This window comes from Rhodococcus sp. RS1C4 (genome assembly GCF_002258225.1).
GTDB classification, from domain to species: Bacteria; Actinomycetota; Actinomycetes; order Mycobacteriales; family Mycobacteriaceae; genus Rhodococcoides; species Rhodococcoides fascians_E.
On the sequence record NZ_NOXZ01000003.1, the window covers coordinates 1 to 18,013 of the forward strand.

The window sequence follows — 18,013 nt, forward strand, 5'->3', positions numbered from 1 at the left end:
GAAGCCCCGGATCCGTTCCGAGCGTCCCGCGTTCGAACTGCACTACCCGCACATGGTCGAACGCCTCCGCGCCGAAGCCCACGTCGGACCAGGTGCCCACGGCGGACACACCACCGAAGTCCTCGAGAAGGCGCGTCGAGAACCACTGGCCACCGGCGACGACGAGCATTCGGGCGACTGAACCGGCAGCGACGAATCACAGGTACTGCCCCGTCAATTCGGCTGCGCGCCAGCGTCCGTCGGCGATGGTGCGGAGCAGCACCTGTGTGGTCACTGCAGTTCCGTGTTCCAGCACTGCGCGTCGCACCGTTTCTCGCACATCCGCCCCGGAGACCGCAGTAGCGAAAGACCGCGCCACGGCATGGCAGTCCACAGCGTCGGCGCCGGGTATCGACGTCAGTATCCGACGCAGGATCTCGGCTGTCGCGGCGGTGTCCGGGTAGTCGATCTCGATGATCGCATCGAACCGAGCCGACCGCGTTGCCGCGGAATCGAGAGACTTCGGATCGTTGGTCGACGCGATGGTCAGAACGTCGTCGTACTGCCGGGTGCCGTCGAGGACGGTCAGAAACTCCGCCAACGGCTCGTCCCGACCCCCGCTTCCCCTCGTGCCGATGATCAGATCGAGATCCTCGAGGATGACGACGGTGCGTCCGAGATATCTGGTCTCCTCGTAGATGGACCTCAGCGCACGAGATCCAGCGAGGGCGTCGACGATGATGACGGTGGCGTCTCCCATCAGCTCCCCGGCCACGACACGGCTGACGGCACTCTTGCCCACACCGGGAGGACCGGTCAGAAGCACTCCTCGGCTGGTGCCGAGGCCGAGCTGACGCATCAGGTCGGCGCGAGTGGTCACTGCAGCGATATTGGTGTCCAGTTCGTTCCACACTTCGGCTGGCAACACCAGATTCGAGCGGTCCTGACGGGGAAGGTCGACGATCGACAGGCCGAGCACAGGTTTCGCGGTCGCCTGAAGAACACGCCCTCGGAAAAAGTTTCGAGGACCGCGCGCCGCGGTCATCGTCTGCGCGAGCAGTGCCCTGCCCGCCTCGGCGTCGACCGTGCGGGTGTAGATGCGAAGCTCGAATTCGTCGTTCATGAACGACGCTTCCCTCAGGCACCCCACGACGTCGATAGGGGCGAACGAGCCACCGACGAAGAACACGGCAAGTTCCTTGGGCAGCGAGATCGACGTGCCGTCGATTTCCGTTCGCTCCCACGTCGGAGGACACGAATCCTCTGCGGGACCGACCGGAGGGTTCCATGTCGACATCTCGTCCGCGAGGATTGCAGCCACTGCCGGACGCGTGGAGACCGTGAGGAGTTCGGTGGCGCAGACGACGTCGTCGCTCGACACTCCGAGTGAGGTCGAGACGAATGCGTCTGCCGTGGTGGCCGAGCGCGAGGCGCCGAGGAGCAGGTTCGCTATCGCGGCGACGGTGCGACGGACGGATTCCGGTTCACCGGACAGGCTTTCGTGCACTTCTGATGCCATGTGGGAGTCACGATTCTTTCACCACGCCGAGTACGTGGACTACTCCGCATGCGCGAAGATCGCCAGAGTACTACATCGACAACACGGTCGCCCAACGCATTTCCACGCGTCACCGACCGAGTAATCCCGTTTCTCAGAACGCTCTCAGCAGTCACGGTCATACTCGTCCAGTGATCCCCCGCGCAGCCCATCGCCCCACAGCGTTGACGCTGCACGGCCGCATCCGTGTCCTCACGATCAGTGTTGCGGCTCTCGCCGTCGCGGTCAGTGCGCTCGCCATCTACGTCGTCGCGGACCAGGCTCTTCGTGATCAGCTCGGTGACCGAGTGTCTCGCAACGCCAAAGCACTCATCACCGGAGCACAGTTGGGCGTCCCGCCGAACGCGTACGGTTTCGGCGTCAGCAGCCCCGATGGCCCCGCGATCAAGGTAGCTCTGGTCTCGTCGACCGGGGAACTCGTCACGTTCAACACCGAGTCCAAGCCGTTCACGAACTCGGCGGGTGTGCTCGACTCCCAGGAGCAGGCAGTCGTCGACGGGACGGCGCCTGATTCCCTCCGCGAGGTGCGCGGATACATGGTCGCGGCCGAGCGGACGACCACCGGCGAAACCGTCATGGTCGCCGAGTCGCTCGAGTCCAACGATCCACTGCTGGGGAAGCTGACGCTCGCTCTCGTGATGATCGGAGCATTCCTGGTCGCCCTGGCCGGAATCGCCGGTTCGGCGGTGGCTCGAACAGGGCTGAGACCGGTCAAACGTCTGCGCAACGCCACCGAGCAGGTGGCGCGCACCGGCGACTTGGAACCCATCGTCGTCAGCGGAGACGACGAACTCGCATCGCTGGCCACCAGCTACAACGAGATGCTCGCCGCGCTCACCGTCTCCGGCCGCCGGCAGAACAAGCTCGTCACCGACGCCGGCGAGGAGTTGATGGAACCGTTGCAGACGCTGCGAGCGAAGATCGACACCGTGATGGCGCTGGACTCGGACGACCCGCCCGCACTGTCCCCCGAGGGGCAGGACGAGCTTCGCGCGGGTGTCATGACCGACATGGACGTGATCATCCGACTGGTCCACGATCTGGTCGATCAGGCCCGCGTCCAGTCGGAGGCGTCGCACTCCTGATCGACGCCACTACCGTTCGATTCGATGCAGGCGAACGTTTCCGAGCGTCGAATCCTCGATGTCGGCGGTCATGAACGTACAGAACGGTTGCCGACGGCGGTCGGTGGGAGATCCTGGATTGAGCAGGCGCAGCCCGTTGTCGGCCGTGGTGTCCCACGGAATGTGACTGTGCCCGAACACGAGTACATCCGTGTCGGGATAGGCCGCCGCCATGCGTTTCTCACGTCCGGTGGCCTGACCTGTCTCGTGGACGACGGTGAGTCGGACGCCGTCGAGTGCGACGTCTGCCCGCTCGGGCATGCGTGCGCGTAAGTCTTCGCCGTCGTTGTTCCCCCAGCATGCGATCAACCGTGTCGACGCGGCCTGCAGCGCGTCGAACAGGTCGACCTCGACCCAGTCGCCGGCGTGGACGACGACATCCGCATCTCGGACGGCATCCCAGACTTGCTGGGGCAGTGCCCTCGCCCGCTTCGGCACATGAGTGTCTGCCAGCAACAGAAGTTTCACGTGCTCCAGTGTGCACGCTCGGCTGTCGCGGGCGGGGAATCCGGATCGGACGATGCGCGGGGTTCACCGGAAATCCCTCGACTTGGATTGCACCCGCAGATCCAGCAGTTGCAGATGATCCGCCACCACGGTGGCGGCCCCTTCGGCGTTCTGCACCTTGCCTCGGATCAGCAATGCAGGAGCGGTGAGCGCAAGCTTTCGATACTTCGCCCACAGTCCGACCGAACACACGACATTGACCATTCCCGTCTCGTCCTCCAGATTGACGAACGTGACTCCGCCCGCTGTCGCAGGCCGTTGACGATGCGTCACCGCTCCCCCGACGAGCACCCGGTCCCCATCGGGAATCGCCAACAGCCGATGCGCCGGAACCACCCCGAGGCGGTCGAGTCGATCTCGAAAGAACTGAGTGGGATACGAATTCGGTGATACCCCCGTTGCCCATACGTCCGCGGACGCCAGATCGAGATCGCTCATACCGGGAAGCACGGGCGCGTGGGTCGACGCCCCGAGACCGGGAAGCAGATGCGGCCGCTCCCCTGCCGCAGCGCCGGCAGCCCACAACGCTTGGCGACGAGTGGTCCCGAAACAGCCGAGAGCGCCTGCTGTCGCCAACGATTCGGCCTGGGCGGTGGACAGCTCCACACGTCCGGTCAGATCGAGGAACGAGGTGTACGGCCCCCCCAGTACCCGAGCTTCGACGATCTTCTCCGCGAGCGCCTGACCGATGTGACGAACATCGGCCAGACCCATACGAATCTCGAGTCCACCACCGCACAAGTCCGCGTACCAGGAGCTGGCGTTGACATCCGGTCCGTGCACCTGCACACCGTGACGCCGTGCATCGGCGACCAACGATTGCGGGGAGTAGAAGCCCATCGGCTGTGCCCGCAGCAGTCCCGCGCAGAACGCTGCCGGATGGTGCAGTTTGAACCACGACGAATAGAACACGAGCGATGCAAAACTCTGCGAATGACTCTCGGGAAAACCGAAGTTGGCGAAGGCGGACAGTTTCTCGTAGATACGATCGGCCGCATCCCCGACGATTCCGTGCAGCTCACGCATACCGTCGTAGAACTTTCCGCGCAGTTCGTTCATGCGCTCCGGGGACCGTTTGGAACCCATGGCTCGGCGGAGTTGATCGGCATCCGCAGCGCTGAAACCCGCGACATCGATCGCCATCTGCATGAGCTGTTCCTGGAACAGCGGAACTCCGAGCGTCCGATCCAGAGCCTTCTTCAACGACGGATGATCGAACGTGACCGGTTCGAGCCCGTTGCGGCGCTTGATGTACGGGTGAACGGATCCACCCTGAATGGGCCCCGGCCTGATCAGTGCCACTTCCACGACCAAGTCGTAGAACTCACTCGGCTTCAGGCGAGGCAACGTCGCCATCTGCGCGCGCGACTCCACCTGGAACACGCCGATCGAATCCGCTCGCTGCAGCATGTCGTAGACAGCCTTCTCGCTCAGATCGATGTCCGCGAGGTCGATCCGGATGCCTTTGTGCTCGTCGATCAGATCGATCATGTAATGCAGGGCCGACAACATCCCGAGTCCCAGCATGTCGAACTTGACCAAACCCACCGCAGCGCAATCGTCCTTGTCCCACTGGAGAACACTGCGGTCGGCCATCGTCGCCCACTCCACCGGACACACGTCCGCAATGGGGCGATCGCAGATCACCATGCCGCCCGAGTGAATACCGAGATGACGCGGAAACCCTTCGATCTGCCGCGCCAGATCCAGTACCGGAGCAGGTATGTCGCTTCCCTCCTGGTCACCGATGTTGGACCAACGGGTGACCTGCTTGCTCCACGCATCCTGTTGCCCCTGAGAGAATCCCAACGCGCGAGCCATGTCACGCACCGAGGATTTACCTCGATAGGTGATCACGTTCGCGACCTGCGCGGCATACGTGCGCCCGTACTTGGAGTAGACGTGCTGAATAGCTTCCTCACGCCTGTCCGATTCGATGTCGACGTCGATATCGGGTGGACCGTCCCGCTCGGGCGCGAGGAATCGCTCGAAGAGCAGCTTGTTGGCAACAGGGTCCACGTTGGTGATGCCGATGGCATAACAGACGGCGGAGTTCGCTGCCGAACCCCGCCCCTGGCACAGAATGTCGTTGTCCTTGCAGAATTTCACGATGTCGTGGACGACGAGAAAGTACCCGGGAAAACCCAACCGCTCGATGATGTCCAGTTCGTACTCGATCTGAGCGTGCGCCGCAGGATGTTCCGTCGGCGAGCCGTACCTGAGGCGTGCACCACGCAGCGCGAGATCACGCAGGTGACTGATCTCGGTATGTCCGGGAGGCACATCGAACGGCGGAAGCTTCGGCGCGATCAAGTGAAGATCGAACGCACACTCACGACCGAGCCGGGCTGCGGCGTCGACCACGCCGGGATGATGTCGGAACAGCGCAGCCATCTCCGCACCGGACCGAAGATGGGTACCACCGGTCGGTGCGAGCCATCCCGATGCCTCGTCCAAGCTGCTTCTGGCGCGCACCGCAGCCATCGCCATGGCAAGACGGCGGTTCTCCGGCGTCGCGTAATGGGCCGCAGTCGTGGCGATCACCGGAAGGCGGAAGCGGGCGGCGGCGTCGAACAGCGCGTCGTTGCGCTCGTCGTCCTCCGGCAATCCGTGATGAGTGAGCTCGACGGTGACACGGTCGGCGCCGAATCTGTCGACCAGGTCCCGGACGGCAGCATCCATCGCGTCCCGCCCGCCGTCGCGCAGGGCACGCCGCACGTGCCCCTTTCTGCACCCGGTGAGGATCTGCCAATGCCCACCCGCGGCATCGGACAACGCGTCGAAGTCGTACCGAGGCTTTCCCTTGACGCCACCGGCCAGATGCGCCGCCGCGATCTCCCTCGACAGTCTGCGATACCCCTCCTGGCCGCGAGCGAGCACGAGAAGATGCGTACCGTCCGGGTCGAGCTCACCTGCCCGCGACTTGTCCGTTCCCAGCGACAGTTCGGCACCGAAGACAGTCCCCACACCCAGCGCCTTGGCGGCCTCGGCGAACCTCACGACCCCGTAGAGACCGTCGTGATCGGTGAGGGCGATCGACTCCAGCCCGAGCCTCGCGGCCTCCTCCACCATCGTTTCCGGCTGGCTCGCCCCGTCGAGGAAACTGAACGCGGAATGCGCATGCAACTCCGCATACGGAGTTCCTGTCACGGGTGCCGAAGTGACCGACCCTTCGTACGCCGCACGTTTACGCGACCAGGCAGGACTGTCCCCGCCGTCGCCGACGATCTCGGGCTTGTCCGGCCGCGCAGGACGCCCCGACAGCACCCGCTCCATCTCCGACCACGTCGGTGGACCATCGTTCCAGCCCATGACCATCCCCTCGTTCATCGAGAACTCGAACAGCACGGTCGAACAGAGGGGAAGACACCGTTCGAACGTGTGTTCTATTAGAACGCATGGCACCGACAGAAATCAACGTGTCGTCTCCAGCCACTAGGCTCGCTCTGCGATCGCATGTAACTAGAGAGCTGGAGTGAGAACGTGACACGTTGGGCTTCGTTCGTCGTTTCCCGTAAACGCTGGGTGCTCACCATCGCCATCGTGGCGGTGGCCCTCAGCGGGGTATGGGGAATCGGCGTGTTCTCCAAGCTCAGCGAAGGCGGCTTCATCGACCCGGGAAGCGAGGCCGCCGAAGTCAGCACACTCGTCGCCGGCCTCGGGCAACCGACACCGGACATCGTCGCCATCTACACCGCACCCGAAGGCAAGACGATCGACGACATCGCACCCGATGTCACAGCCGTGCTCGACGAGTTCCAGAACGAATACTCCGTCGAGAACGTCACGTCCTATTGGACGGCGAACGCCGCAGCCAAGCAGTTCCTCCTGTCCAACGACGGCACCAAGGCGCTCGCGACCGTCACCCTCGGCCCCAAGTCAGGCGTCACGTTCTCGACGTTCGGCGACCTGCCGCCGAAACTCGTCGTCCCCGGCGTGACTTCGCAGTTCGCCGGCGGATCGGTGGTAGGAGTGTCCTTCAGCACCACGCTGCAGAGCGACCTCGTGCGATCCGAGGCGATCGCGATCCCCATCACCCTGGTGCTGTTGATCTTCATCTTCGGCGGCGTGGTCGCGGCCGCGGTGCCGGTGTTCGTGGGTATCCTCAGCGTCATCAGCGCACTGGCAATCCTGCGGGCGCTGACGGTGGTCACCGAGGTCAGCTCGTTCTCCATCAACGTCGCCTCACTTCTCGGGCTCGGCCTCGCCATCGACTACGGACTGTTCATCGTCAGTAGATTTCGAGAGGAGATGCGCGCAGGCGTCGACCCGCAGAACGCCGCAGTTCGCACCGTGCTGACCGCAGGCCGAACCATCGTCTTCTCGGGGCTGCTGCTGATCTGCGCATTCGCGGGAATGCTCGTGTTTCCGCAACCGGTCGTCAAATCGCTCGGATTCGGAGCCATGGCCGCCGTCGCCAGCGCGGCAATCCTGTCGCTGACGGCTGTTCCTGCCCTGCTCGCGATACTCGGTCATCGCATCAACTCGCTCACCTGGAGCCGTAGCGCATCCGACCGCGGCGACGCGCGCGCACAGAAGTTCTGGGGAGCCGTCGTCACCCGGGTGATGCGCACTCCCGGAATCGTCGCTGTAGTCATCGTCGCCGCACTGCTCGTGCTCTCAGCGCCGATTCTCAAGGTCACGCTGGGAGAAGTCGACTACACCGCACTGCCTCAGAACGATCCGGCTCGCGTCGCCGTCGAGACACTGAACTCCGAATTCCCGACCACGGGCGAAGGTGCCACCGTAGTTCTCCGCGGCACCGACGGGCAGAAACCCCAGGGCGCCCCGATCGCAGACATCACCCGCCAGGCAGAAGCCGTCGACGAAATTGCCCGGGTCCAGTTCACCGGGTCCGCGGACGACTTCGTCGTCGTCCAAGCAACATTCAGCGAACCCAGTGAAGGCAAGAGCGAAGTCGAATCGACCAGTGACGCCGTCGCTTCCCTGCGACAGATGACACCGCCGGAGGGCACCGAGATCCTCGTCGGAGGCTCGAGAGCTCTCGTCGACGACGGCAACGCAGCGATCGCCAAGTGGCTGCCGGCGATGATCGCGATCATGGTCGTCTCGACGCTCATCCTGTTGTTCCTCGCCTTCGGCTCGATCGTCCTCCCCATCAAAGCGGTCCTGATGGCAGGGCTGAGCCTCGGAGCCACCTTCGGTGTGTTGACCTGGGTCTTCCAGGAAGGACACGGCGCCGAACTGCTCGGCGTCACCCCGGCACCACTCGAAGCGACATTTGTCGTCCTCATCCTCGCCGTCGTCTTCGGCCTGTCCACCGACTACGAGGTCTTCCTGATGTCCCGAATGGTAGAAGCCAGAGCCGGCGGCGCCACGACGGAAGAAGCAGTGACCGTCGGCGCACAACGGACAGGACGCATCGTCACCGCCGCCGCCCTCATCCTCATCGTCGTCACCGGCGCATTCACCATCTCCGATCTGTCGATCATGAGATTCCTCGGCGTCGGAATGATCCTCGCCTTGATCGTCGACGCCACCATCATCAGAATGCTGCTCGTCCCGTCATTGGTGAAACTGATGGGCGAAGTCAACTGGTGGGCGCCTGCATGGATGAAGAAAGTGCACGAAAAAGTCGGTATCGGTCACTGACCTCGCCGCATCCCTGTCTTCGTGGACCGAACGTGACGTTCGGTCACCTCGAGTGACCCAACGTGACGTTCGGTCACTTCAAGTGACCAAACGTGACGTTCGGTCACTTCAAGTGACTGAATGCCACGTTCGGTCCGAAATCAAGGGTGGCCGAGGAACTTACTATCAAGTAAGTTCGAGGGATGGCGAAGTACATCGTTACCGGCGGTACGGGTTTTCTCGGGCAGAATGTGCTGCCCCTGATACTGGAGCGCGATTCGGCTGCGGAGGTGCATGTTCTGGTTCGGCAACAGTCGGTTGCCAAGCTCGAACAGCAGGTCGCCGGGCTGCCCGGTGACGACAGGGTTCATCCGCTCGTGGGAGACCTCACCGAACCGGGGCTCGGGGTGAAGGAGGTGCCGTCGGATGTCGATCACATCGTTCATCTCGGCGCGGTGTACGACCTGACCGCCGGTGATGAGCAGTCCGGGGCGAATGTGGACGGCACCCGGGCCGTGGTCGATCTGGCGGTGGCGACGGGGGCGAGGTTGCACCACGTGTCGTCGATCGCAATTGCCGGTGACCATGTGGGGACGTTCACCGAGAACGATTTCGACAAGGGCCAGGGATTCCCGACGGCGTATCACCGGACCAAGTTCGAGGCGGAGGCGATCGTCCGCGATTCGGCTACCGATTGGCGCGTGTACAGGCCGTCCGCGGTTGTCGGCCATTCCGAGACCGGCGCGATCGACAAGATCGACGGGCCGTACTTCTTCTTTCCGTTCTTCGCCGAACTTGCCAAGTTACCGTCGATCCTGCCTGTCACAGTGCCTGATATCGGTGCGACCAATCTGGTACCGGTGGACTACGTTGCCACTGCCATCGTCGATCTGATCGTGCGGAATCCTCTGGGTCAGAGGGTGTTCCATCTCGTCAACCCCGAGCCTCAGTCGATGGTCGAGGTGTATTCCGCGTTCGGCGCGGCCGCGGGTTCGAAGGCCAAGGTCGTGGGGATACCGGGGGCGGTTGCTGCTCCTGTCGTCTCGCCGCGGACGAGGGTGGTCAAGAACGGTCGCGACGCCGTGCTCACACGGTTCGGTGTTCCACCCGTCATGCTCGATCATCTGACGCTTCCGACGGTGTTCACGTCCACTGCCACCCAGACTGCGCTGAACGGACTCGTTCCGCCGCCGTTGAAGTCCTATGCGGACAAACTGTGGACGCACTGGCAGCGCAACCTCGACCCGGACCGCGCGCGCAAGCAGGATCCACGCGGACCGCTGGTCGGCCGTCACATCGTCATCACCGGGGGTTCCTCTGGAATCGGACAGGCGAGCGCCGTGTCCGCAGCGCGCAAGGGCGCAACGGTTCTTCTGCTGGCGCGCGGCGCCGAGCAGCTGGAAAGCGTTGTTGCGGACATCCGTTCCTCCGGCGGGGACGCGTACGGGTATCCCTGCGACGTCACGGACACCGAGTCGGTGGAGCAGACGGTCAAGGCCATTCTCGGTGAGCACGGGCACGTGGACATGCTCGTCAACAACGCCGGGCGATCCATCCGGCGTTCGCTCTACCGATCGACGGACAGACTGCACGATTACGAAAGAACGATGGCCGTCAACTACTTCGGTGCCGTCCGACTCGTGTTGGCGCTACTTCCGCACATGCGTGAGCGCCGCTTCGGCCATGTCGTGAACGTCAGTAGCGCGGCAGTGCAGGGCCACACACCACGTTTCTCCGCGTACGTGGCGAGCAAGGCCGCTCTCGACGCGTTCTCCGACGTGGCTGCAGCCGAAACTCTGTCCGACGGAATAACGTTCACGACCATCCATATGCCGCTCGTTGCGACGCCGATGATCACACCCACCGGCGACAAGAACGTCGGCCCGGTGGTGTCACCGGAGAAAGCCGCGGCAATGGTGATCAGGGCGTTGACCGACAGGCCGAAGCGCATCGACACTCCACTCGGCACTCTCGGTCAGTTCGGCAGCATCTTCACGCCGAAGGGCAAGGACCGGACGATGCATCAGTTCTACCGGCGGTTCCCCGATTCGGCTGCGGCCAAAGGCGAAGTGACGGAAGACCAGGGCGAATCTCAGCCGATCCCTGTACCTCCGACCTCGACCTACGACGCGTCCAGCGCATCGGCGCGGGTCGGCAAGCTGGCGAGGCGACTCGGAAGGCTGGTTCCCGGAGCCAACTGGTGACGAGGCCGGTGCCGATCACCTGCGTATCGAGCGCACCAGCACCGAACCGAAGCCGGCGGTCAGATACCCCAGAGATCCCAGCGCCAGAGTCCATTTGGCGATACTGACGGCCGAGGTGGCTCGCACGACCGAATCGGTGATGTGCTCGGGCCGATCCAGCAGGTGCAGGCCGACGATGTTCTCGACGTAATCTCCTGCTGCCGAGAGGACAGGAGCGAGCGCAAGCACACATGCGGTGGCGGGCGGTATCGGCGTCAGTTCACCCAACCGCTCGGCACCGGCACGAAGCGCGACGGCGTAGATCGCCGGGTGGACGAAATCCGGGTAGTAGTGGCTTCGAAAACGCGCGGTCTCTCGAGAGTCCATCTTCTCGAGAATCTCTCGATATCGTCGTGCCGACCACGCCGTCTGCACTTCGAGGACGCGGGGGCCGGCCGGACCGAGCAGCCGAACGATATTCGCTTGCGAGACAACGAAAAGCGCTGCACTGGCGATCAAGGGAACATCTCGCTTCGACAGTCTCATGCACTGATGGTAGATCCTCACCGCGGATCATTCGTAGATACCTTCCACTCGCCACCCGTCGTCGCCGTAGAGAAGCAGCAGGGCACGGGTTTCTTCGAACAGCACTTGAACGCGCGCGCCCTGTGTACCCACGGTGGGATCCCACCAGCGTTCGTCGATCGGCCATGGTCCGGCCCATCCTCGTAGTGGCCACGCCTTGCTCCCCCACCGCAGTGTGACCGGGCGGGTGTCGAAACTTCCGCGCATGCCGACGTGCACGTCGTTGCCGTTCGCGTCCTCCAGCGTCACCCGAGGAGACGTGTCCATCACTGCTGCCGGTGCGGGCGCCGGGAGCCGGCCGGGCCAGGGAGCAGCAGGATCCGACAGGGGCACCAACTCGTCGCCCAGACTGCGCAGAGTCACCCGGTCGCCGGGGCCACGCCCCCCGCTCAGCACGCCGATTTTCACCGAGTCGCCGCCGAGAAGTCCCTGCACACGGACAAGGGCACGTCTGGCGCGTTCCTCCTCGTCGCCGACGCTTCCCCAGAGGCCGAGTTGGAGCTCACCGGCTGCGACCACCTCGACCGGTTCCAATCGCAGCATCGTGATGCCCGACGTCGGTTTGGCGACGCTACGCCCGGTGAGCCAGCCGTCGAGTTGCCACCGCACGCGGTCTGCGGTTCCTTCCGGGGTCAGAGGCTCGGCGCATCGCCATGTTCGCGAGAGGTTCTCGCCGTTGCCGGTGGATGCATGGACGAGCAGTCGAGTACAGGCAACGGCAGCGGCCGCCAACTTCGTGTGCAGTTTCTCCGCCATCCCCCTGCCCGCGAAGGCCGCTGCATCCACGCGATCGATCGGCGGATCGCACTGGTACTCCACGTTCAGGTCCGGTGGCAGGGCGCGAGCCGACGGTGGACGCTCCGCCTCACCCCTCGCGCTCCGATGGGCGAGCACGGCGTCGGTCCCGAAACGGGACGCCACATCACCGGGAGTGAGGGCCGCGAAATCACCGATGGTGCGCAGACCCAGACGTCGTAGGAGATCGATCAGGTCTTCCCTGTCCGCCGCGGCCAGACTGGGTTCTGCCGCCAGTTCCGACACCGGCAGCGGGGCGAGATAACGAGCCCCGCCGCCCCGGGGAACGATCACGGCATGCCTGGCTGCGATGACCGCCGTCGACAACTCGTCGGCGATCCCTATCTGACATTCGACGCCGGCCGCGGCCGCCTGATCTATCAACCGCTCGGCTGCGTTGTGCTCGGATCCGAAGTACCTGCTGACACCTCGGGCACCGAGGATCAGCAACCCCGGCCGCAGTACCTCCACACCCGGCGCAACCATGTCGACGGCTGCGGCGACCGGCTCGAACATCCGGCCGTCGCGATCCGAATCAGCCGTCACCACATGCACATCGGGACAGCGAGCCTGGGCCTCACGTTTGCGTAGACCCCGCCGTACACCGTGTGCGCGGGCAGGTGCCGAACATGCGATCACACGATTGGCGGACACCACCGCCACCGGGCTGGTCGCCGGAAGATCGGCGACGGCAGCAGCCGCGACCGCGGGCCAGTCCGGGCACCACAGCGCCAACACCCGGCTCATGCCTGTTCCCATTTCATGCCAGCACCGCCACTCTGTCGGCACCGACGGCCGCAACGGACGGGACCTCGAACCACTCGACGCGGCCGCGCTCGGAACGTAGGTCGAATCGAGTGGAACGAGTGCGCATCGCCTTCCCCTGCGCGCGCACTTCCAACCGGAGACCACGAAGCCGCCCGCGGCCTGCACCGTCTCCGGTTCCGACACCGTCGACGCCCGCCACGGACGCATCGAGCCGCAGATCCACCCCGTCCCAGTGCCCGTCCGTCACCAGAAGCGACGCACCCTTGCTTCGAGCGCGTGCAACGACGGCACGTGCTCGCGACGGCGGCACCGACCTACCACCGAGACCGAGCACGACCAGGTCCACTCCGTCGAGCAGGATCGCGGCCACTTCCACCGGGTCCTCTCCCGGATCGGGAACCATGGCCAGTCTGTGCAACTGCGCTCCCATCTCGGACGCTGCGAGCAGCCCGAAGCGCGGTTGACCGACCACTGCCACGTGACCGCCTGCAGCCGTGACCGACGCGACCATGCCGAGCATCAGAGAACCCGCGCCGGACACTGCGGTCACCGACCCTCGAACCAGGCCTCCGTGAGGGAGGACAGCCGCAAGCGCCTCCGGGACACTCAACACTTCTTTTGCAGGTGCGCGTGTGCTTTTCTGCTGTTCGAGGCGGTTGTCGGGCGCCGATGGCTCGGCCGACACAGGGGCACTCGACCGTGAAACCGAGGGACGGGCGACCGAGCGTGTTTCGCCCTTGGACGGCACAGCGGCCATGCGTCGCCGAAGATGTTCCACCCTCTCCGGCAACGACATGCTCTCCAGCGCAACACCGCCGTCACGAGCAACACTGCCGTCATGAGCAACACTGCCGTCACGAGCAACTCTGTTGTCGCGGGAGATACCGTGCCGAGAGTCGGCGGAAACAGACATGCTTACCTCCCCATGGTGATGGAATCGTGGAACTCGGCCCTCTTCCGAAGACGATGGGGAAGTCCCGCCTTCGAACAGACTTTCGAACACCCCCAAGTTAAGCCGTTCCGGCGACCTCCGTCAAGGCAGCGACGAACCGGCTGGTGACGGCCGGGGCGGCGCGTCACGCCGGACGTCGCGGGCAGCGATGCTCACTGTCAACTAACCTGTGGGCGTGACCGAGCAGCAACGCACCGCACGGGTCGTCGGACCCGATTATCTCCTCGCCGGCAGATACCGCCTCGCCTACAAGCTCGGCGGTGGCGGAATGGGTGCCGTGTGGCTTGCGCAGGACACGCTGATGGGAAGAAAAGTTGCCGTCAAACAGGTCACCTCGACGATCGACCTGAGCGAGAAGGCCGCGCGCGAAGTCCGTAATCGCGCCATGCGTGAGGGACGGATCGCCGCGCGGCTGTCCAGCCCACATGCCATCGCCATGCACGACGTCGCGATCGAGGACGGAGAACCGTGGCTCGTCATGGAGTACATGCCGTCACGGTCGCTGGCGCAGGCACTGAACATCGCCGAGACGCTGCCACCGTACGAGGTAGCGCAGGTGGGCGCCCAGGTTGCCGACGCGCTCACCGAGGCACACGAGGCAGGTATCGTCCACCGCGACATCAAACCGGGCAACATCCTCATCGCCGACCGTGGCCGGACGCTCGGGATCGTCAAGATCAGCGACTTCGGGATCTCGCGTGCGAAAGGTGATGTGGAGGAGTCGGATTCGAGCGTCATCACCGGAACTCCCGCCTACTTCGCTCCCGAGGTCGCACGCGGACAGGATCCGACCGAGGCAAGCGACGTCTTCTCCCTCGGCGCGACGCTGTACACCGCGATCGAGGGCAGACCGCCGTTCGACATCGACGAGGACTCCATCGCACTGCTGCACCGAGTCGCTCGCGGCCAGATCATCTCGCCCAGCAGATCAGGAGATCTCACCCCGGCGTTGCTGCACATGCTCGAGCCGGACCCGTCTCGCAGGCCGACCATGGCACAGGCCAGAGACGAGATCATCCGGAGCGCGGTCAGCAGCAAAGGATCCATTGCGTCGCTTCGCGGTGTTCCACTCACCACATCGGACGGCGTCGTTCCGGGGTGGGCACACCGATCCACGCCCGTCGCGGAAACCCGCCGCCCGTCACGCGAATTCGGCAACACTGTCGCAGGGCTTCCCGCAGTGCGCTCGACCGGGCTCTCGGACACCACACCCAAGCCCTACGCCCCGCCCCCGTTCGACGTGCCCAAGAAGAAGAATCCGTTGGACAAGGTGCTCGATGCAGTCGACGACGCCGTGGGAGACAAGGTCGACATCCCGCCTGCGGTGATTCTGGGCGTGGGAGTGGCTGTCGTCCTACTGATGGTGGTGCTGCTGATCGTCCTCCTCTGAATCTCCGTCCAGGAATCGGAAGAACTGCGCGAGAACGCTCGGCGAACGACCGAGGCCGGAGAGCTATCGACTCTCGAACACGGCAATGGCGATCTGCACTCGGTTGGTGCATCCGAGCTTGGCCAACACTCTCGACACGTAGGTCTTGACGGTCGCGACACTCATGAAGAGCGACCCGCTGATCTCGGCATTCGACAATCCCTGCGCCACCGCGATTGCCACTTCACGTTCCCGATCGGTCAGCACGTCCAGTACATCGTCGGCCCCGGCCGTGCGTCGATCCTGCTCGCGCCAGGCCGACACGAGTGTTCCGACGGCCGACGGCGACAGCATCGACTCACCGTCCTGCACTCGCTTGACGGCCTCGATGATGTCCCGCGGAGGAGTGTCCTTCAGCAGGAAGCCGTTGGCGCCCAGCCGAAGTGCTCGAAGGAGGTACTCGTCGGTATCGAATGTCGTGAGCACCAGGATCGCCGGACCTCCCGTGCTAGTCCTGAGCATCTCGGTTGCGGCCAGACCGTCCATGACGGGCATTCGTATGTCCATCAGAACCACGTCCGGCTCGAGCCGTCGAGCCGCGTCGACACCGCTCGCGCCGTCCGCGGCCTCACCGACCACCCGAATCGAACTGTCGGACTGCAGAATCATCGACAAACCCGATCGGACCAGAGCGTCGTCGTCGACGAGGAGAACATCGATCACCTCGGCCACGGCAACCATGCTTCCAGTACGTATCCGACCGACCCGTCGACGGTCTTCACCCCGTGTTCGAGCCGACCGCCGGCCAAGGACAGCCGCTCGGACAGACCGATCAGCCCCGTGCGAGAACCCGGCACGACCGAGTCGCGCCCGCCCAGCGCGTTGGACACCGACACGAGCATCCCCTCTCCTTCCGGCCGAATCGACACCTGCACTGCAGAGCCCGCCGCATGCTTGCGGGCGTTGGTCAGGCCCTCCTGAACGACACGAAAGACGTTACGCCCCATGGTCGCAGGAACGCCGCCCGCGTCCAACCGACTGTCGAAATCGACCACGACTCCGGCTGCGCGAACCTCGTCGATCAGCGCCGGTACGTCATCGATCGACGATCCCGGTTTCATCGGTGGTGAATCCTCGTCGGATCGCAGTACGCCCAGGATTTCCCGGAGATCGTTCAACGCACCGTGCGCACTGGTTCTGATGGTTCCCGCGATCTTCTCGATGTCGGCTGCATCGGCGTCGGACCGCACCTCGAGCGCACCGGCATGCAAACTCACCATCGAAATCCGGTGTGCCAGGGCATCGTGCATCTCTCTGGCAATCCGCTCACGTTCCTGGCCACGAACCCGATCTGCCCGGTCCGCCGCCGCAGCCTCCGCTCGTTCGGCGCGCTCGCGAAGCGAATCGATGACCTCTCGCCGCGCCTTGACGATCGCACCCCACGCCATCGGGATACTGAGCAGCGCCAAGCTCAGAATTCCCGTCGACACCACCGAGTCACCGACCGAGGAGAAGCGTGCGTACACCAGCGAAGCCACGAGATGCAGCGCAACGATCGCCGCGGTGACCCTCCACGTTCGCATCGATGCCACGGTGTAGATCGCCACCAACTCCGCGCCGCCCGCAGCGTCGGAGAACACCGTCAAGGCTGCGAGCACGAGCGCGATACCGACCGGCCGGCGCCGACGCCACCACAGCAATGCAGTCGCGACGACGCCGATCGCAACCGCGGTCGCCACACGCAAGTTCGAGAAATCGGCGGCGGTCACCCCGTCGAAGACGACCATTGCTGCGATGAACAGCGAGAACGCCATTGCGCCGAGATCGCCGGTACGCCGACGCGACACGGTCATCCGCGCACCAGTGGTCGCCAGTACTGCGTGCTCTTGCGTTCACGAACAACGATTCCCAACCGGTCCAGCGCCTCACGTAGCTCGGACGCATCCTCGCGAGACTTCTTCTGCAACGCCATTTCTCGGGCGCGCATCACGGCGTCGACCTCGGCGGGAAGCGTCGGCGATCCCGGAATCCAACGCTGATACAGGCTTTCGTACGGATCGCCCTCCACGAAGGAGTAGCCGTGTTCGACGAACACACGCTCCACCGCGGGTTCCTTCTCCTCGATCGGTGCGCGAACGACCTGACGCGACGCCGCGTCGAGGACGACGAGTTCCTTGCCGTCGACGAACACCGTCGACGCATCGGCCCGAGCGACCGACGTCGTCCGGCCTTCCTCGGTCAGACGCAGGCCCGACGCGGAGACGACGACGCGGAGACTGTCGTGAAATGCGAAGGCGACGAACGCGGCTCCCAGTGCGACACCGATCCCGGTGGTCAGATACTGCACCCACCAGTGCGACCACGAAGCAACGAACTCGAACACTCCCTGGAACGGGATCCACTTCTGCGACGCTGCCCACGGTGCCCAGCGTGGGAGAAAGAATCCGACGGCGCCACCGACCGCGGGCGCGACCACCGCCAGAAACACCCGGTCGGCGGTGGGAAGCCACAGCACCGATTCGCTCTTGTCCTTCATGACCTCGACGCTAGTGGCACCGAAGGTCGATCCGACAGTCTCCGAAAGTCTATTCCTGCATCCAG

General features: G+C 64.4%; 14 protein-coding genes. 5 read left to right on the forward strand and 9 right to left on the reverse strand.

Annotated elements, in window-relative coordinates; translation table 11 throughout:
• Nucleotides 1–181 (forward strand): hypothetical protein (locus tag CH289_RS00120; RefSeq protein ID WP_218828439.1); only part of this gene is annotated, 181 nt, incomplete at its 5' end.
• Nucleotides 182–196: 15 nt separating this feature from the next.
• On the opposite strand, the gene CH289_RS00125 is transcribed toward CH289_RS00120, so the two are convergent.
• Nucleotides 197–1,498, reverse strand: coding sequence for an ATP-binding protein (locus CH289_RS00125; protein WP_230594061.1), 1,302 nt, complete (start codon nt 1,496–1,498; stop codon nt 197–199).
• Between the two features lie 170 nt (nt 1,499–1,668).
• On the opposite strand from CH289_RS00125, the gene CH289_RS00130 reads away from it, so the two are divergent.
• The gene (locus CH289_RS00130) at nt 1,669–2,622 is read left to right on the forward strand and encodes a HAMP domain-containing protein (RefSeq protein ID WP_094726956.1); all 954 of its coding nucleotides are present in this window, start codon (nt 1,669–1,671) and stop codon (nt 2,620–2,622) included.
• A 9-nt stretch (nt 2,623–2,631) separates the two neighbouring features.
• Here CH289_RS00130 and CH289_RS00135 read toward each other — a convergent pair whose 3' ends face one another.
• On the reverse strand, nt 2,632–3,129 hold the full coding sequence (locus tag CH289_RS00135) for a metallophosphoesterase family protein (RefSeq protein ID WP_019663632.1): 498 nt from the start codon (nt 3,127–3,129) through the stop codon (nt 2,632–2,634).
• 63 nt (nt 3,130–3,192) lie between these two features.
• On the reverse strand, nt 3,193–6,480 hold the full coding sequence (locus tag CH289_RS00140; protein WP_052061884.1) for an error-prone DNA polymerase: 3,288 nt from the start codon (nt 6,478–6,480) through the stop codon (nt 3,193–3,195).
• 171 nt (nt 6,481–6,651) lie between these two features.
• Between CH289_RS00140 and CH289_RS00145 the strand changes: the two genes are divergently transcribed.
• Nucleotides 6,652–8,781, forward strand: a complete 2,130-nt coding sequence (locus CH289_RS00145) for an MMPL family transporter (protein WP_179276694.1) — start codon at nt 6,652–6,654, stop codon at nt 8,779–8,781.
• A gap of 182 nt (nt 8,782–8,963) precedes the next feature.
• Nucleotides 8,964–10,964 carry an SDR family oxidoreductase gene (locus CH289_RS00150; protein WP_019663629.1) on the forward strand — a complete coding sequence of 667 codons (2,001 nt, stop codon included), beginning with the start codon at nt 8,964–8,966 and terminating at the stop codon, nt 10,962–10,964.
• 15 nt (nt 10,965–10,979) lie between these two features.
• Here CH289_RS00150 and CH289_RS00155 read toward each other — a convergent pair whose 3' ends face one another.
• From CH289_RS00155 to CH289_RS00165, 3 genes are read right to left on the reverse strand one after another with little or no spacing between them, the layout of a single operon-like run.
• Nucleotides 10,980–11,489, reverse strand: coding sequence for a hypothetical protein (locus CH289_RS00155; protein ID WP_094712637.1), 510 nt, complete (start codon nt 11,487–11,489; stop codon nt 10,980–10,982).
• Between the two features lie 27 nt (nt 11,490–11,516).
• The gene (locus tag CH289_RS00160; RefSeq protein WP_037181935.1) at nt 11,517–13,070 is read right to left on the reverse strand and encodes a DNA polymerase Y family protein; all 1,554 of its coding nucleotides are present in this window, start codon (nt 13,068–13,070) and stop codon (nt 11,517–11,519) included.
• A gap of 13 nt (nt 13,071–13,083) precedes the next feature.
• The gene (locus tag CH289_RS00165) at nt 13,084–13,887 is read right to left on the reverse strand and encodes a hypothetical protein (RefSeq protein WP_230595891.1); all 804 of its coding nucleotides are present in this window, start codon (nt 13,885–13,887) and stop codon (nt 13,084–13,086) included.
• Nucleotides 13,888–14,212: 325 nt separating this feature from the next.
• Between CH289_RS00165 and CH289_RS00170 the strand changes: the two genes are divergently transcribed.
• Complete coding sequence (locus CH289_RS00170; RefSeq protein ID WP_019663625.1) at nt 14,213–15,433, forward strand: serine/threonine-protein kinase; 1,221 nt, start codon at nt 14,213–14,215, stop codon at nt 15,431–15,433.
• A gap of 63 nt (nt 15,434–15,496) precedes the next feature.
• Here CH289_RS00170 and CH289_RS00175 read toward each other — a convergent pair whose 3' ends face one another.
• Genes CH289_RS00175 through CH289_RS00185 form a run of 3 tightly spaced genes read right to left on the reverse strand, consistent with a single transcriptional unit; the run spans nt 15,497 to nt 17,948 of the window.
• Nucleotides 15,497–16,153: a response regulator gene (locus tag CH289_RS00175; RefSeq protein WP_019663624.1), complete on the reverse strand. Its 657-nt coding sequence runs from the start codon at nt 16,151–16,153 to the stop codon at nt 15,497–15,499.
• Nucleotides 16,132–17,265 carry a sensor histidine kinase gene (locus CH289_RS00180; RefSeq protein WP_094726961.1) on the reverse strand — a complete coding sequence of 378 codons (1,134 nt, stop codon included), beginning with the start codon at nt 17,263–17,265 and terminating at the stop codon, nt 16,132–16,134. Before CH289_RS00180 ends, CH289_RS00175 begins: the two co-directional genes overlap by 22 nt.
• Nucleotides 17,262–17,948, reverse strand: coding sequence for a YqeB family protein (locus CH289_RS00185; RefSeq protein WP_033189925.1), 687 nt, complete (start codon nt 17,946–17,948; stop codon nt 17,262–17,264). The genes CH289_RS00180 and CH289_RS00185 overlap by 4 nt, the downstream gene beginning before the upstream one ends.
• Between the last annotated feature and the right edge of the window lie 65 nt (nt 17,949–18,013).

Excerpts from the sequence above, each read along its gene's own strand:
- CH289_RS00140 (WP_052061884.1), bottom strand. The coding sequence starts at position 6,480 with ATGGGCTGGAACGATGGTCCACCGACGTGGTCGGAGATGGAGCGGGTG.
- CH289_RS00165 (WP_230595891.1), bottom strand. The coding sequence starts at position 13,887 with ATGTCGTTGCCGGAGAGGGTGGAACATCTTCGGCGACGCATGGCCGCT.
- CH289_RS00155 (WP_094712637.1), bottom strand. The coding sequence starts at position 11,489 with ATGAGACTGTCGAAGCGAGATGTTCCCTTGATCGCCAGTGCAGCGCTT.
- CH289_RS00185 (WP_033189925.1), bottom strand. The coding sequence starts at position 17,948 with ATGAAGGACAAGAGCGAATCGGTGCTGTGGCTTCCCACCGCCGACCGG.
- CH289_RS00160 (WP_037181935.1), bottom strand. The coding sequence starts at position 13,070 with ATGAGCCGGGTGTTGGCGCTGTGGTGCCCGGACTGGCCCGCGGTCGCG.
- CH289_RS00150 (WP_019663629.1), top strand. The coding sequence starts at position 8,964 with ATGGCGAAGTACATCGTTACCGGCGGTACGGGTTTTCTCGGGCAGAAT.
- CH289_RS00125 (WP_230594061.1), bottom strand. The coding sequence starts at position 1,498 with ATGGCATCAGAAGTGCACGAAAGCCTGTCCGGTGAACCGGAATCCGTC.
- CH289_RS00180 (WP_094726961.1), bottom strand. The coding sequence starts at position 17,265 with ATGACCGTGTCGCGTCGGCGTACCGGCGATCTCGGCGCAATGGCGTTC.
- CH289_RS00175 (WP_019663624.1), bottom strand. The coding sequence starts at position 16,153 with ATGGTTGCCGTGGCCGAGGTGATCGATGTTCTCCTCGTCGACGACGAC.